At 57.2% G+C, this 15,688-nt stretch carries 13 protein-coding genes and 1 other RNA gene; 5 read left to right on the top strand and 9 right to left on the bottom strand.

The window, feature by feature from the left end; translation table 11 throughout:
• The first annotated feature begins 136 nt into the window (after nt 1-136).
• Nucleotides 137-2,065 (top strand): elongation factor G, encoded by a 1,929-nt coding sequence (locus AC2FLB_RS13240; protein ID WP_496709408.1) that lies wholly within the window; start codon nt 137-139, stop codon nt 2,063-2,065.
• A 19-nt stretch (nt 2,066-2,084) separates the two neighbouring features.
• Here the strand turns inward: AC2FLB_RS13240 and AC2FLB_RS13235 are convergent, their stop codons facing one another.
• From AC2FLB_RS13235 to AC2FLB_RS13215, 5 genes are all read right to left on the bottom strand, one after another.
• Complete coding sequence (locus tag AC2FLB_RS13235) at nt 2,085-3,662, bottom strand: ABC transporter ATP-binding protein (RefSeq protein ID WP_496709407.1); 1,578 nt, start codon at nt 3,660-3,662, stop codon at nt 2,085-2,087.
• Nucleotides 3,659-4,765, bottom strand: a complete 1,107-nt coding sequence (locus AC2FLB_RS13230; protein WP_142636960.1) for an ABC transporter permease — start codon at nt 4,763-4,765, stop codon at nt 3,659-3,661. The genes AC2FLB_RS13235 and AC2FLB_RS13230 overlap by 4 nt, the downstream gene beginning before the upstream one ends.
• Complete coding sequence (locus tag AC2FLB_RS13225; RefSeq protein WP_142636962.1) at nt 4,766-5,851, bottom strand: microcin C ABC transporter permease YejB; 1,086 nt, start codon at nt 5,849-5,851, stop codon at nt 4,766-4,768.
• 9 nt (nt 5,852-5,860) lie between these two features.
• Nucleotides 5,861-7,765 carry an extracellular solute-binding protein gene (locus AC2FLB_RS13220; RefSeq protein ID WP_496709406.1) on the bottom strand — a complete coding sequence of 635 codons (1,905 nt, stop codon included), beginning with the start codon at nt 7,763-7,765 and terminating at the stop codon, nt 5,861-5,863.
• Between the two features lie 174 nt (nt 7,766-7,939).
• Nucleotides 7,940-8,449, bottom strand: coding sequence for a c-type cytochrome (locus AC2FLB_RS13215; protein ID WP_281973121.1), 510 nt, complete (start codon nt 8,447-8,449; stop codon nt 7,940-7,942).
• A gap of 119 nt (nt 8,450-8,568) precedes the next feature.
• Between AC2FLB_RS13215 and AC2FLB_RS13210 the strand changes: the two genes are divergently transcribed.
• On the top strand, nt 8,569-9,402 hold the full coding sequence (locus AC2FLB_RS13210; RefSeq protein ID WP_271949791.1) for a prephenate dehydratase: 834 nt from the start codon (nt 8,569-8,571) through the stop codon (nt 9,400-9,402).
• A 1-nt stretch (nt 9,403) separates the two neighbouring features.
• Here AC2FLB_RS13210 and AC2FLB_RS13205 read toward each other — a convergent pair whose 3' ends face one another.
• From AC2FLB_RS13205 to nudC, 3 genes are read right to left on the bottom strand one after another with little or no spacing between them, the layout of a single operon-like run.
• Complete coding sequence (locus AC2FLB_RS13205; protein WP_496702638.1) at nt 9,404-9,871, bottom strand: GNAT family N-acetyltransferase; 468 nt, start codon at nt 9,869-9,871, stop codon at nt 9,404-9,406.
• 24 nt (nt 9,872-9,895) lie between these two features.
• Nucleotides 9,896-10,363 (bottom strand): SRPBCC family protein, encoded by a 468-nt coding sequence (locus tag AC2FLB_RS13200; RefSeq protein WP_142636970.1) that lies wholly within the window; start codon nt 10,361-10,363, stop codon nt 9,896-9,898.
• Nucleotides 10,364-10,403: 40 nt separating this feature from the next.
• A complete protein-coding gene (gene nudC / locus AC2FLB_RS13195; RefSeq protein ID WP_142636972.1) occupies nt 10,404-11,384 on the bottom strand; it encodes an NAD(+) diphosphatase in 981 nt (326 codons plus the stop codon).
• A gap of 195 nt (nt 11,385-11,579) precedes the next feature.
• Between nudC and AC2FLB_RS13190 the strand changes: the two genes are divergently transcribed.
• From AC2FLB_RS13190 to rsgA, 3 genes are all read left to right on the top strand, one after another.
• Entirely contained in the window at nt 11,580-13,421 is a 1,842-nt protein-coding gene (locus AC2FLB_RS13190; RefSeq protein ID WP_496709405.1) for a 5'-nucleotidase C-terminal domain-containing protein, read from the top strand.
• A 39-nt stretch (nt 13,422-13,460) separates the two neighbouring features.
• Nucleotides 13,461-13,559, top strand: an RNA gene (gene ffs, locus AC2FLB_RS13185) — signal recognition particle sRNA small type.
• Nucleotides 13,560-13,717: 158 nt separating this feature from the next.
• The gene (gene rsgA / locus AC2FLB_RS13180; protein WP_496709404.1) at nt 13,718-14,746 is read left to right on the top strand and encodes a ribosome small subunit-dependent GTPase A; all 1,029 of its coding nucleotides are present in this window, start codon (nt 13,718-13,720) and stop codon (nt 14,744-14,746) included.
• Between the two features lie 21 nt (nt 14,747-14,767).
• On the opposite strand, the gene AC2FLB_RS13175 is transcribed toward rsgA, so the two are convergent.
• Entirely contained in the window at nt 14,768-15,631 is an 864-nt protein-coding gene (locus tag AC2FLB_RS13175; RefSeq protein WP_496709403.1) for an alpha/beta hydrolase family protein, read from the bottom strand.
• Between the last annotated feature and the right edge of the window lie 57 nt (nt 15,632-15,688).

Here is a 15,688-nt window from a genome sequence, read left to right as displayed (position 1 = left end):
GGTTGTCTTCACACTTGGGCGGAACGATCCGAACCCTGAGGCAGGTGAATTCGCAGTCAGTCCTCGCCCACGCAGCCGTGTGGGTCGGCCCTTTTCGTGCAGGTATTACTGCAACCTGAAAAGAGGGACATCACTCATGCGCGTATTCACCGTCCTCGGCCCCAGCCAATCTGGCAAGACAACCCTGGTCGAGGCCATAAGCCGCCTCGACAACCGACCCACCACATTCGATGTCTCCGGAACCGTGCACTTGCACGGTTTTTCTTACTTGGACGAGCCCTGGTGCGCGATCGATGTGGACGGGGGCAGCGACAATCTGGGTTATGTCGGACCAGCCATGGCGATTTCGGATGCGGCGGTTGTGGTTGTCCCGCCAGACCCAGACGCAGCTGTCTTGTGCGCGCCCTATCTGCGGCTGGTTGAAGAGGCGGGCATTCCCTGTTTCCTGTTCATCAATCGGATGGATGCCCCAAATGGCCGTATCCGGGATATCATCGCCGCGTTACAGACCTACTGCACCCAGCACATCGCCCTACGTCAGGTCCCTATACGCGACGGCGAGACAATAGTCGGCGCGGTCGATCTGATCTCGGAGCGGGCTTGGAAATATCAGGAAGGCCAGCCCTCGGCCCTGATCGAACTGCCGCACTCGGTCGAGGACCGCGAACAAGAAGCCCGCACCGAGCTGCTAGAGACGCTGTCGGATTTTGACGATCACCTGTTGGAGCAGCTGATCGAAGACAAACAGCCCGCAAGTGCCGAGATCTACGATCTGGCCGCGCAGGTTTTGCAGAACCACCAGTTGATCCCCGCCTGTCTGGGCGCGGCCAGCCATGGCAATGGCCTGACCCGCCTGATGAAAGCCCTGCGGCACGAAGCCCCTGAGTTCAACATTGCCGCCAACCGCGATGAGGCCACCGAGACTGCCCGCGCCATTGCGGGATTCGCGGACGTGAAGAAACATATCGGCAAGATCATCGTCCTTCGTGGCCTGGGAGATGGCGTGCGTGCGCATGAAGCTTTGGGAGGTGAGACAGTCGGCAATCTGACAACACTTGACGCCAAGACCCAGATTTCCCGGCTGGAGGCAGGTCAGATCGGGCTGGCCGTGAAATCCGATCACCTGATCCCCGGCAATATTTACGACAGCAAATCCGAATCTCCGTTGCCGGAATGGGCATCATCACATCCAGTCGCCCAACGTCAGATCGTATCACCCGCGCATGAGCGAGATGACGTACGCCTGTCGAACGCTCTGACCCGTCTGGTCGAGATCGACCCCGGTCTCCATCTGGAACAGGATGAGCTGACCGGCCATGCGGTGCTGGGCTCTCAAGGCCCGCAGCACATGCGCCGGATCACCGCCAAACTGGCCGAAGATTTCGGGATTGAAATCGTGGCCGACCCGATCGAGACCGCCTATCGCGAAACCATCCGTGCGCCCATCGAACACCGCCACCGTCACCGCAAGCAATCCGGTGGTGCGGGTCAGTTTGCAGATGTCGTGATCTCGGTCACGCCCATGCCGCGCGGATCAGGGTTTCAGTTCGAAGAGATCGTGAAAGGCGGTTCGGTGCCGCGCAACTATATTCCCTCAGTTGAACACGGGGCCAAGGACGCGCTGGAGCAGGGGCCCGAGGGCTTCCCTGTTGTTGATGTCAAAATCACGCTGAGTGACGGCAAACACCACAATGTGGACAGTTCCGATTATGCTTTCCGCACCGCAGGCAAGAACGCCGTACGCGAGGCGCTGCCTCAAGCCAAACCGGTGGTCCTGCAACCCATTCTGAACGCAGAGATTCACCTGCCATCCGATTTCGTCGGCGACCTTGTCCCCACGATCAGTTCCTTACAGGGTCAAGTGCTGGGATTCGAAGGCAACCCCAACGCTTCGGGCTGGGAGATTTTCAAAGCCCAACTTCCTGCCGTGGCCGAGGATGAGTTGCATCGCACCCTGGCCAGCGCCACGCGCGGCACCGGTTGGGTAAAGTTAAGCTTTGATCACTATGAAGAACTGCGCGGCCCGATACCGAAAGCGGCAACACGGGAAACCGCAAACGCGTGAAAAACACGGCGAGCGGGCTTCAGCCCGCTGCCGCAATCAATTCGCGGGTGTAATCTGTCTGCGCGTTTTCGAACAGGTCTTCGGCAGCGCCCATTTCAATCACGTCACCGTTCCGCATAACGATGACATTATGTGACATCGCCCGGACCACTTTTAGGTCATGGCTGATGAACAGATATGCCAACCCGTATTTCCGCTGCAGATCTCGCAGCAAGTCTACGATCTGCACCTGAACCGTCATGTCCAGCGCGCTTGTCGGCTCATCCAGCACCAGAAGTTTGGGACGTAGCACCATCGCACGTGCGATGGCGATACGCTGCCGCTGCCCGCCCGAGAACTCGTGCGGATACCGGTCCATCGACGCCGGGTCCAACCCCACTTCCGTCATCACATCCGCCACCAGATCGCGCGGGGCGCGGTGTGGATCAACCTTGTGGATTGCCAGACCCTCGGCGATGATTTGCATACAGGTCATGCGCGGGCTCAGGCTGCCAAACGGGTCCTGAAACACAATCTGCATATCCTTGCGCAACCGGCGCAATTCGCGTGTGGACCAACGGCGCACATCCTGGTCGCGAAAGGTGATACCACCCTCGGACGCGATCAGCCGCATGATGGCCAGCGCCAACGTGGTCTTGCCCGACCCGCTTTCGCCCACGATCCCCACGGTTTCGCCGGCGCGCACGCTGAGGCTGGCGTCATTCACCGCCTTAACATGGCCGACAGTTCGCTTGAGAAAGCCGCGCTGGATCGGGAACCAGACTTTCAGATGATCAGTGCGGGCGACCTCTTCTGCATCCGCGGCGACCGGATCGGGTTGGCCCGACGGTTCGGCCGCCAGCAATTTCCGGGTATAGGGATGCTGAGGGTTCTCGAAGATGTCCGCGGTTGCACCGGCTTCGACAATCTCTCCGTCCTTCATGACGCAAACTCGATCGGCGATCCGGCGCACGATGCCAAGGTCATGGGTGATGAACAGCATCCCCATGTTTTCGGCTTTCTGAAGGTCTGCCAGCAACTCGAGTATCTGTGCCTGAATGGTCACGTCCAGCGCCGTGGTCGGTTCATCTGCGATCAGAATGTCCGGCTTATTGGCAAGCGCCATGGCGATCATGACGCGCTGCCGTTGTCCGCCCGAAAGTTGGTGCGGATAGCTGTCCAACCGATCCTTCGGGTCCCGGATACCAACCTTCGTCAGCAACTCGACAATCCGATCACGGGCCGCGTCGCCCACCACCCCCTGATGCAGCGCCAGCGATTCTGCCATCTGCTTCTGGATCGTGTGCAACGGGTTCAACGATGTCATCGGTTCTTGAAAGATGAAACTGATGTCGTTGCCGCGCACATCCATCAGATGTTGCTCGGACGTCCCGATCATCTCTTGCCCGTCATATTTCACCGAACCTTCGACAATCGCGCTGTCTCCCAACAGCGAGACGGTCGACAAGGCGGTCACAGATTTTCCGGACCCGGATTCCCCTACCAAAGCCACGGTTTCCCCACGATCCACCGTGAAGGACACGCCCTTGACCGCCGCACTGACCTGCCCGTCCTGCCGGAACGAAACCTTGAGGTTGTTTACATCCAGCAGGCTCATGAGAAGGTCTTTCTGGGATCAAACGCATCGCGGACGCCTTCGAAAATGAAGACCAGAAGCGACAGCATGATGGCAAAGGTGAAAAAGGCGGTAAAGGCCAGCCAAGGGGCCTGCAAGTTCTGTTTTGCCTGCAAGGTCAGCTCGCCAAGTGACGGAGCCGAGGACGGCAGGCCGAAGCCCAGAAAATCCAGCGAGGCCAGCCCGCCAATCGTTCCGGTGACGATGAAGGGCATGAAGGTCAGCGTGGCGACCATTGCATTGGGCAGCATGTGGCGAAACATGATCGTCCTGTTGCTGACGCCCAACGCCCGTGCCGCCCGGACATATTCAAGGTTTCGCGCCCGCAGGAACTCAGCTCGAACAACGCCAACCAATCCGGTCCAGCTGAACAGGATCATAAGCAACACCAGCAACCAGAAACTGCGCCCTAGAATAGCGAACATGATGATGATCACATAAAGCGATGGGGTGGCCGACCAAATCTCGATGATCCGTTGAAAGATCAAATCCAGCCAGCCGCCAAAAAAGCCCTGAATGGCGCCTGCGAAGATACCGATCAGGCTGGCAACACCTGTGACCATCAGCGTGAACAGAATGGACAGACGGAACCCATAGATCACCCGTGCAAGCACATCGCGCTTGGTGTCATCGGTGCCAAGCAGGTTCTGGCCATTGGGCGGCAGTGGGGCTGCGCCCGGCCGATCAACGCTGGTTTTGAAAGAGTATGGGATCAGCGGCCAGATGGCCCAGCCGCGCTCGAACCCGTCGGCGGCAAAGGATCCGGCCTCGATCTGCTCGATAATGCCGTCAGGATCGTCAAAGCACTGATCCAAACCGCCACTGTCTATCAGACAACGCACTTCGGGGTCGCGATAGATTGCTTCGGTTTGGAAATCACCGCCAAACTCGGTCTCTGGGTAGAAATTGAAGATCGGCGTATAAAGCTCACCGCGGTATTTCACGAGGATCGGTTTGTCATTTGCGATAAATTCAGCAAATAGCGACAGGCCGAACAGGATCGAGAAGATGATAAGCGACCAGAACGCCCGGCCATTGCGACGGAAGTTGCGCCACCGGCGCTGATTCAGGGGGGAAAGCGCCATTTACCCCTCCCGCTTTTCAAAGTCGATGCGCGGATCAACCAACACATACATCAGATCACTGATGATGCCGACCACCAGACCCATTAGGCCAAAGATGAACAGCGTTCCAAAGATAACCGGGTAATCGCGCGCGACCGCCGCCTCGAACCCAAGGCGACCCAATCCATCCAGCGAAAAGATGGTTTCGATGATGATTGACCCTCCGAAAAAAACACCGATGAAGACGGCCGGAAAACCCGCGATTACGATCAGCATCGCATTGCGGAACACGTGGCCGTACAGCACCCGGCTTTCGCTCAGGCCCTTGGCGCGGGCGGTCATGACATATTGCTTTTTAATCTCGTCCAGAAACGAGTTTTTGGTCAGCAAGGTGAGCGTTGCGAAGGCCGAGATGGTCAGCGCTAGGATCGGCAACGCGATATGCCAGAAGTAATCGGCAATCTTGCCAAATACACTCAGACTGTCCCAGTTGTCCGAGGTAAGCCCCCGCAACGGAAAGATCTGCCAATAGGACCCACCGGCAAATAGCACCAACAGCAAAATGGCGAACAGAAATCCCGGGATGGCATAGGCCACGATGATGGCGCCACTGGTCCAGGTGTCAAAGCTTGATCCGTCCCTGATCGCCTTGCGAATACCCAGAGGGATCGACACCAGATAGGCAATCAGCGTCGACCAAAGCCCTAGCGAAATAGACACCGGCATCTTTTCCAGCACCAGATCGGTCACACTGATCGACCGGAAATAGCTCTCGCCAAAATCCAGAGTCAGGTAATTACCCATCATATTCAGAAACCGTTCCAAGGGCGGTTTGTCGAACCCGAATTCTTTTTCCAGTTCTTCGATGAATTCAGGCGGCAAGCCACGCCCGCCGATATAGCGGTCATTTGTGCCGCCGGTCTGCTGTTCGATATCGCCGCCACCGCCAGCGATACCTTCAAATACATCTCCACCACCCTCCATCTGGGCGATGATCTGTTCAATCGGGCCGCCTGGCACAAACTGCACAAGGGTGAAGTTGACGATCATGATTCCCAGCAGTGTGGGAATGACCAGCAGCAGGCGTCTTAGAATATATGCTCCCATTTGGGCGGATTACCTCAAGGCGCCGGAGGATTTCAACTGGGCTTCCTGCTCGGCGTTGATCCACCACAGGTCTTCGACTCCCAATGAATAAGGCGGCAGGTTTTCCGGGTATTCATACATGTCCCAATAGGCAACCCAGTATTTGCCCAAATACCAAGTGGGCACCATGATCCGCTTGGCCCGCAGAACACGGTCCAGGGCGCGAACATTGGCAAACAACTCTTCGCTGTTGGTCGCTGCCACGATGTTGTCGATCAACGGTTCAATATCCGGGCCATACGCACCAGACGGGTTGAATACGGAATACGAGGCCGCCTCGGTTCCGAATTGCTGGTACAGTCCCGTCGAAGGTTGCAGCGAACTTGGGTACCCGCCGAAAATCATGTCGAAATCCCGGTCACGGCGGCGCAGGGTGAATTGCGCATTGTCCACACGATTGTAGGTCGCATCTATGCCCATCGTCCTCAGGTTAGCGACAAATGGCTGGATGATACGATCAAGAGTCGGCTGGTCTGACAGAAATTCTATGGCCAGTACTTCACCGTTTTGATTGCGGCGGATACCGTCTTCGCCCACCTGCCAACCGGCCTCATCCAGCAGCTTCATCGCGGCGCGCAGATTGCGACGATCATTCTGACGCTCGGCGCGGGATTCATGGGCAACGACCGGTAGGTCGGTCAGTACCGCAGGGTCCAGCGCATCGCCGAGGCTTTGCAGAACCTCCAGTTCTCGCCCCTCGGGCAGCCCCGTCGCCTCTAGGTGAGTTCCCTGCCAGAATGAGTCGCGCTGCTGAAACAGGCCATATTGCAAGCTTTCATTCGTCCATTCGAAGTTGAATCCTAACTGGACGGCTTCGCGCACCTTGGGATCCTGAAATTGCGGTCGGTCCAGGTTCATGACAAAGCCCGAAGCGTTGGGGACATCCCCGTCTTCCAGCTCTACCCGAACCACTGTTCCGTTTGCTATGGCAGGAAAATCATAGGCCGTTGCCCAGCTTTTCGAGTTGTTTTCCTGGCGCAGTGTGAACGTGCCCGCCTTGAACCCTTCCATCGCAGCAATCGAGTCCGCGAAATATTCGATCCGGATGGAGCCATAGTTGTTGCGGCCAACATTCACATTAACGTGGTCGCCCCAATAGTCCGGGTTGCGCTTGTAGACGATGCGCCGGTTGATGTCATAGCTGTCCAAAACATAAGGTCCGGATCCGATACCCGGCTCAAGCCGGGATTTGTCGAGCCGCCGGTTTTCGGGGTCTGCCTCAAACCAGGCCTTGGAAAACACAGATGTCCCGGCAACCTGACTTATTAGGCCACGGCGCGGGATATCCGGTGCGAAGTAGAATTTAACCCGATGATCATCCAGCGCTTCGGCACGCGGAATCATCTCGCGGACGGCGTCGGCATAGGATTTTAACCCCTGTTCCAGCAGCAGATTATGCGAAAACACAACATCTTCGGCAGTCACCGGGGTTCCATCGGAAAACCGTGCCTCAGGTCGCATGTTGAAGATGACCCAATCCTGACTTTCCGGGTATTCAAGGCTTTCTGCCAGCAGACCGTAGTAAGTGGCCGTTTCATCATAGGACGCGACCATGAGGGATTCATACTGATCCGCAGAACGCGCACCCGCGCGGCCCTGCCGCGTGTAGGGGTTGAAACTGTCAAATGTCCCTTGTGCTGCATAAGACAACTCTCCGCCGCGCGGCGCATCAGGATTTACATAGTCGAAATGGGCAAACCCTTCAGGGTATTTCAAATCGCCAAATTCCGAGAATCCGTGGCTTTTGATGATGGTCTCTTCGGCAAACAGTTGAGAGGTCATGAGCGCAAGCAGCAAAAAGCCGGTAATCGGTATGGTCAACCAACCTCTGAAATCCAATGCACGTGCCTGAACAATCTGTCGGTTGGATTCCATTTGGCTCATCCCCTGTTGCGTCACTTCTTATAGTCTTGCGCCTGAACGAAGCTAAAGGTCCAGCGTTGACTGATTCAAGTTTAGAATGCGTGAGCGCATTGTGAAGGTTTCTTCATACAAAAAAAGCCGCTGCACGGGGCAGCGGCTTTGAATTTCAGATGTGCCGGTCTGGCATCAGTTGCCGATTGTCTGCAGATAGGCAATCAGATCGGCACGGTCCTGCGGTTTTTTCAGGCCAGCAAAACTCATGGATGTGCCCGAGATATAGCTGCTTGGCTTGGTCAGGAAGGCATCCAGTGCTTCGGGTGTCCAGTTGCCGCCATGGGCCTGCATCGGTGGCGAATAGCCGGTAAAACCGCTGGCCGTTGCGACAGGGCGGTCAACGACACCATACAGATAGGGGCCTGTGCCGTTTGCACCGTCTTCCAGCTTGTGACACGCGGTACACTTGCGGAAAACTTTGGCGCCTTTTTCAACGTCGGCGGCGGCCAGAAGCTCTTCAAATACTACCTCTTCACCGTTGGCGCTTTCGCCTGCGCTTTCGGTTTCGATGATGTACGAAGCCGTCTCGCCATGGGCATCGGCGTGGTAAAGCTCTTCTGCGGCCCATTTGGCCAGAAGCAGCACCAGGAAGGTGCCAAACAGGCCTGCTGCGGCCTTGGTAACTGTCATCGTGTCGAACATTGATCGCGAGTCCATTTCAGCTGTCTGCGGGGTGTCTAAGGCTTCCCCTTACAAGAGGCAAGGTATAGACACCGCGACTAAACGCCCAATTCTGGAACTTGTTGCACGGAATCGACCAAATGACAAAACGTATCGCATTTCAGGGAGAACCCGGTGCCTATAGCCACGAGGCATGCCGAAACGCTCGTCCCGATATGGAGGCCCTGCCCTGCCGCACATTTGAGGATGTGATCGAATCAGTTCGGTCCGGCAAAGCAGACCTGGCGATGCTTCCGGTCGAAAACACGACCTATGGGCGGGTGGCCGATATTCACCGCCTGCTGCCCCATAGCGGGTTGCATATCATCGACGAAGCTTTTGTTCGCGTACACATCAATTTGTTGGCCGTCCCCGGTGCCAAGCTGAGCGACATCACCGAAGCGCATTCGCATCTGGTACTGCTGCCACAATGCGCTGGGTTCCTGAAGCAGCACGGCATTCACGGACGCGTCAGCCCGGACAATGCCCGCGCCGCGCGCGAGGTTTCCGAGGCTGCCGAACTGCATTCTGCCGCGCTGGCCAGCGAGTTGGCCGGAGAGATCTATAACCTGAACGTCCTTGCCCGCCATATCGAGGACAGCGACGACAACACCACGCGTTTTTTGATCATGTCACGCGATGCGGACCTGTCGCGGCGCGGGGCGCATGGGATGATCACCAGCTTTGTGTTTCAGGTCCGCAACATCCCGGCCGCGCTGTATAAGGCGATGGGCGGGTTCGCCACCAATGGTGTCAACATGACCAAGCTGGAAAGCTATATGGTCGACGGGTCGTTCACGGCCACTCAGTTCTATGCGGATATTGTCGGGCACCCGGACGATCGCAATGTGCAACTGGCCCTGGAAGAGCTGGAACATTTTACCACCAATGTCGAGATTCTGGGCGTCTATCCGGCAGTCCAGCCGCGCGGCTAGCTCAACCCAGCCGGTATTTCTTGCACATCGCCCCTTCATGTGAGCGGTAATCGACAAATCCCATGGCCGCGTAATAGGCCAGGCCTTCGGCATTTTGCGCGCCAATGGTCGCGTCTATTGCAGGCAGACCTGCGGCGCGGGCCGCCAGCAGCGTTTCCTGAAATAGGGCCCGCCCGACCCCCATGCGCGCGGCTGATGGACGTATATGTGTTCCGATGATGCCCCAACCGGCTGTTACGCCATAAGGGTTTCCGTCGACGGCCAGTTTCAGCGCCTGAAAGCCCAATACCTGTGAACCCTGCACCGCCACGGTGCATTGGATGCTGCCGTGGTGGCTGATGTAATGCTCTTTGGCAAAACCCTCATCGCTGGGTTTGGTGCGCTTACCGGCGGTCACGATCTCTTGCAGGACCTCGGAAATACCTTTGGCGTCATCCACAACAGCGCTGCGCAATATCACATCAGACATTCAGGGCCTCTTGTCTCGGAATTCTCAAGAACCGTGCAGATGACGTTCTTCCATTTCCCGCGCGAATTCGCTGAGGCGGGCCTGAAACTGTCGCCGGAACCGCGACTGACCCAATCTGAGCGATTGCAGCAACAGCCGTGCAGGCAGGGATTTGGCCGATAGCGACATATCCACGGTCAGCCGGGTTCTACGTTGCGACAGGGCCAGAAACTCGACCCTGGTTGAGCCATTCATTCCCTTGCTTGCCGCCTCGAACCGCATATGGGTCGGTGGATCACATTCGGCCATATTGATTTCCACGCGCCGGGGCTTTCCGCGCATACGGAACTCGGTCTCCCAGGATGTACCGGGCACAACGCCCATATGCCCTGACAAACGCCGGACCTCGATCCCGCGGCGCATTGCCATCCGCTCGAACCGTTCGAAATCCGCAAACATTTCGAACACGGCGTTGACAGGGGCCTGAATATCTTCACGTGCGGAGAATTGCATGGTGGGTTATCGTTCTCTTGCCTATTCGCCCAGTATTTTGTCAGTCGAGCGTATCTGCAAGCCAGTTTTGCAGCAGAAAATGCGCAATCGCGCCTTTGCGCGCTGGCAGAAGGCTGGGATGTTCCCCAGCAAAGACCTGCATCATTTCAGCCTTATTCACCCATATCGCGTCTTCGATTTCAACCGGGTCTATAGTGATTTCTTGCGACAATGCCTCGCCTGCACAGCCAAACATCAGTGACGCCGGAAAGGGCCAGGGCTGGCTGGAAAGATAGGTTACTTGCCCGACGGGGACACCGGCCTCTTCCATCACCTCTCTGCGCACCGCCGCTTCCAGCGTTTCTCCGGGTTCGACAAATCCGGCCAGTAGCGAATACATCCCTTCAGGCCATCCCGGGGATCGCCCCATCAGCACCGAATTCCTATATGTGATCAACATGATGACCACCGGGTCGGTGCGTGGGAAATGCTGCCCCCCACACGACGGGCAACTGCGTTGCCATCCTGCTTGCGCCATATCGCTGGCGGCGCCGCAACGAGCGCAAAACCTATGGGTTTCATGCCAGGCGATGACCGCCTTGGCGGAAGCCGAAAGTTCGGCATCACGTGGGGAAAGGCGCGCCATGATGCGGCGCAATTCGACAAAAACCTGACCTTCAGGCAAATCCGGGTGCTGTTGCTCTGATCGGTCGAAGAATGCTCCAAGCTCGGACAGGTCAACGCCCTCGGGCATCCAATCGGATATATCAAAGGCAAAAACCGGAACCTCATCCGAGAGACCAAGCAATACTGGCGCTGGGACGATCCCACCGGGACCATTTGCGATCAGCTCGTGCAAGACAGGTAACAAGCAGAGTTGATCAAGGGCCTCTCCTTGAACCAGCAGCTTTCCGCGCCACAGCAACAGGCATTTCGCTTTCGGATGTGCTCGCGCTGCTGCCATCGCGTCGACGTCTCCACGAAGATGTGCGGCACGATCCAGCCCTGATCCACCAAACGTTACCTGTTCCGCGTTCTTCATTTAAGTTCCTCTGGTTCGCCTGCACAGGGCTGCCATGACAGCTTCGGTGTTGCAACGACAATTCCACGACCGAAAACCGAGGCGATCCCGTCAAATTACCGCAAGTGCATAAAAAAATTTGCACTTACTATGCTTTTTGTTGAAGTTGTTATTCATAAAACTGCCAAAAGTAGAGTATTGAAAACAATTTCGCATTTGTCTGATCAGTCTGTAGGTATCCGGATTTTGGCGACCACCGATCTGCACATGAACCTGTGCAGTTTTGATTATTACGCGGATCAAGACGAACCTACGATCGGATTGACCCGAACGGCCAGCCTGATCCGGCAGGCGCGGAACGAGGCTGAGGCAGACGGAGATATCGTCTTGCTCTTCGACAACGGAGACGCTCTGCAGGGTACACCGTTGGGGGATTGGGCTGCCGATCCCGCCAATGCGCCGCACATCCTGATGCAGGCCTTCGGCAGCCTGGGATATGACGCGATTGGCCTGGGAAACCACGACTTCGGATTCGGGCTTCAATTCTTACAGCACGTTATCTCTGACGCCCCCTGCCCTGTGCTCAGCAGCAATGCCTTGCGCACGAATGGACCACAGATCTGGCAAGATCATGTCATTTTGCACAAAGAGATCCCTGGCGCGCCGACACCTATGGCCCTGAAGATTGGTGTATTTTCGGTCCTCCCCCCTCAGACAGCACAATGGGAGGCGCACAAGCTGCACGACACCCTTACCACTCAGGACATCCTGACTTGTGCGGCAAACAAAGTCAGAAAGCTCCAAGACGAAAATTGCGACCTGATCATCGCGTTGGCCCATACCGGTTTCGGACCGGACACGTCACAACAGAATATGGAAAACGCGATTATTCCGCTGGCCGAAATCGAAGGTATCGACGCAATAATTGCTGGCCATTCCCATTTGACCTATCCCGCCAAGGCCGGCTCTGAAAACACTCTGGTGCATGGCAAACCAGTTGTCTTACCCGGAACGGCCGGATCGCATCTGGGGGTGGTCGACCTGAAACTTCACTCGGCAGAGCGCGGCGGCTGGACCGTTGGCGAAGCCCGGGCGGCGCTGCGACCGATATCTGCGGGGCGTCCCGACGAAATCGTATCACTGGCGCCCGAAGATCCGGAATTGTTGCATCTCTTTTCCTCTGGTCATGCCGAAACCCGCAGGCGAGCGGGCCAGCCGGTCGGCCGCACCCCGCACCATCTGCACAGCTATTTCAGCTTTTGCACCGAGGACCGTGGGCTGAGGCTGGTCGCCGCCGCCCAGGCTGCCGCGTTACGTCTGTGTATGTCCGAAACCGACCTGGCAGATATTCCGATTTTATCGGCGGTTTCACCTTCGAAATTCGGCGGTCGGGCCGGGCCGCGATTCTATACGGATGTTAAGCCTGGCGAGATATTCCTGCGTAACGTGGTTGACCTGCATGTTTTTCCAAACGAATTGCAGGGTGTCATTGTATCCGGTGACCAAATCGTGGACTGGCTTGAGATGTCCGCAGCTGTTTTCAACCAGATTTCGACCGGATCTGCATCCGAACTTATTTGCGAAAATCGGGTGGGTCACAACTTTGATGTGCTATACGGGCTGTCCTGCATAATTGATCTGACACAACCTCCGCGTTTCGACGATATGGGCACCTTGATCAACGCCGAAAACCGGCGCGTTTCAGAGGTTCTGGTCGGTGCCACCCCCATTGCACCGGATCAGCAATTTGCCGTCGCGCTTAACAATTATCGCGCCAGCGGGGGCGGGCATTTCCCATTTGCGGGTAATGCGCAACGTATCGACATGCCCATCCTGCCGGTCCAGCAAGCCCTGCTGGATTATCTGTCAGGCACCTTGGTCAGCGATCCGCTGGAAGAGGCCCAGGAACCCTTCAGGATCACCAGTAACACTGGTACGCAAGCGATCTTACGCACCGGTCCAAATGCCCACCGACATCTGCAGGACATTCAGGAATTTGATCCACAAGTCCTTGGAACCGACGAAAATGGCTTTTTACGGATTCTTCTGACCTTCTGACGGGTTGTGTTTTTCCGGCCAACTGCCTATATCCACCCTCGAGAGGTTGGCGCGGGCGAGCGCCTCGCCAACCTGGTCAGATCCGGAAGGAAGCAGCCACAACGAGCCCCGCTTGGGTCGATGTCCAACCTCTCACTTACGCGCAACGACTGCCGCAGGAGGGACTTTATGATTGTAGCAATGACCCTTCGGGCAGAGCGTTTCCGGGACTAACCCCCGCTCTTGCCTGAACACGTTACCGATGGGTGCGCGCCTGCCACCCTGATGGTTTCCTGTATCTGAACACAGGCAGAACAATGTCCAAAACACTTTCGGACCTGGGATGGTCCTCTCATTTTGCAGCCCAACATGCTGTGAACCCTACCTGCACACCGCATCGCATCAACGCCGTCCATCGTGATCGCCTGATCGGCCTGAATGCGCTTGGCGGCACATCTGATCTGACCCCTGACCGATCAACCGGCGAATTTGCGGTTGGCGATTGGGTCCTTGCGGATGATCAAAACCGCATTCGGCATCTTTTGGAGCGCAAAAGCCTCTTGCAACGCCGGGCCGCAGGCACCGGTGCGCAGGTTCAGCTGATCGCGGCGAATGTGGACGTGCTGTATATCGTCAGTTCCTGCAATGCCGATTTCAATCTGGCACGGCTAGAGCGTTATCTGGCGCTGGCGCATCAGGCCGGGTGCTATCCGGTTGTTGTCCTGACCAAGGCCGACAGCTGCCCTGACCCAGAGAGCTATGCCAGTCAGGCCAGTTCGCTGGCTCGGTTTCTGACCGTTCTAACCGTCAACGCGCTGGAGGCGTCAGAGATTGATCCGATCCTGTCCTGGTGCCCTGCCGGGCAAACTGCTGCTTTGGTCGGCTCATCCGGTGTCGGCAAAACCACATTGGCGAACGCCATGACTGGTCAGGCCGGGACAACGGCGGGGATCCGCGAGGATGACGCACGGGGTCGCCACACCACGACCCATCGTGCGCTTCACCCGATGCGAAACGGGGGGTGGCTGATTGATACGCCAGGAATGCGCGCCCTGCGTTTGATGGATGCCCAAGACGGCGTGGATGAGGTTTTCTCAGACCTTCTGGAATTGGCTGCGACCTGCCGGTTTTCAGATTGCCAGCATCAGGCCGAACCCGGTTGCGCCGTGCAAGAGGCGATTGCCGATGGCCTGCTCTCGCCGGACCGGCTGGAACGCTGGAACAAGCTGCGGCGCGAGGATCAGAGGAACTCTGAAACCCTTGCGCAATCCCGGGCGCGCGACAAAGCCTTTGGTAAAATGGTGCGGTCTGTCATGCATGACAAAAAGTCTCGCAACAGACCCTAACGGGGACGGAAAAGCGCGTCTTCAGGCAATCAACCGGGGCCAAAGCGCCTGATTTCTGCGGGCAAAGGCACCGATATGACCGATCTCGGGCACTCCGATCTCTTTCGGAGACAGCAGATGCCGCCGCGCCTTTGGTCCATACAGATCGGCAAGCCGCCAGACAGCGTCTGGCGGCACCATCTGGTCGTCCTCGAAGGTGAACAGGTCCACCGGCGTATTCGATTGCGCCCATCTCGCTTCGGGCAGAGCGTCACCGATCTGCGGCACATAATTCTGCGGCGCCGTGCACCAGCTACGCCATTGCCAATAGACCGGACCAGGCAAATCGGCACCGATCCCCACCGCTTTGCCCGGCAGATAGCCCAGCGCATTCACTGCCAGACGCCCATGCACATGCCAGAACATCCACGCCAGCCCGCGATAGGGCCAGGGATGGTCGGACAGAGTAACCAGCCCCGAACATACACAGATCATCCGGTCGATCTGATCAATGTCTGGCTGCACCGGCCCCAGCAAGCCGCCAAGGGAATGACCGATGCTCCACTGCAAAGCGTCCGGGAACCGCCTGCGCATCTCAGCCCGTGCGGCGGGCATGTCGACCAAGGCCCAATCCGCCATGGTCACCTCGGAGGTTTTGAGTTTGTCGCGCAGCGAATGCCCGAAATCGCTGTAGTCATAGGTCAAACAGGCAATACCCTGTTCGGCGGCCAGCCAACGGGCAAAATGCTGGTAATATTCGCGCGGCACTGCAGTTGCGCTGTGAATCACCACGGCGATCTTCGGCTCGGTTGCAGGCAGATACAGCCGTGCCGACAGGCTGGCAGAGCCTGAGGCAAAGTCAAAGTCAAAGTCCTTAGTCTGGACGCAGGGCGTGGTATCAAGCATGGCGCCTCCGACAAATTCTGAACTACTCGGTTCACTCAACAATCGGCCCGATTTCGG

Source organism: Ruegeria sp. CDSA236 (genome assembly GCF_059611285.1).
Note: the sequence above shows the minus strand (reverse complement) of the source record. Positions and strands in the feature narration are given on the sequence as shown.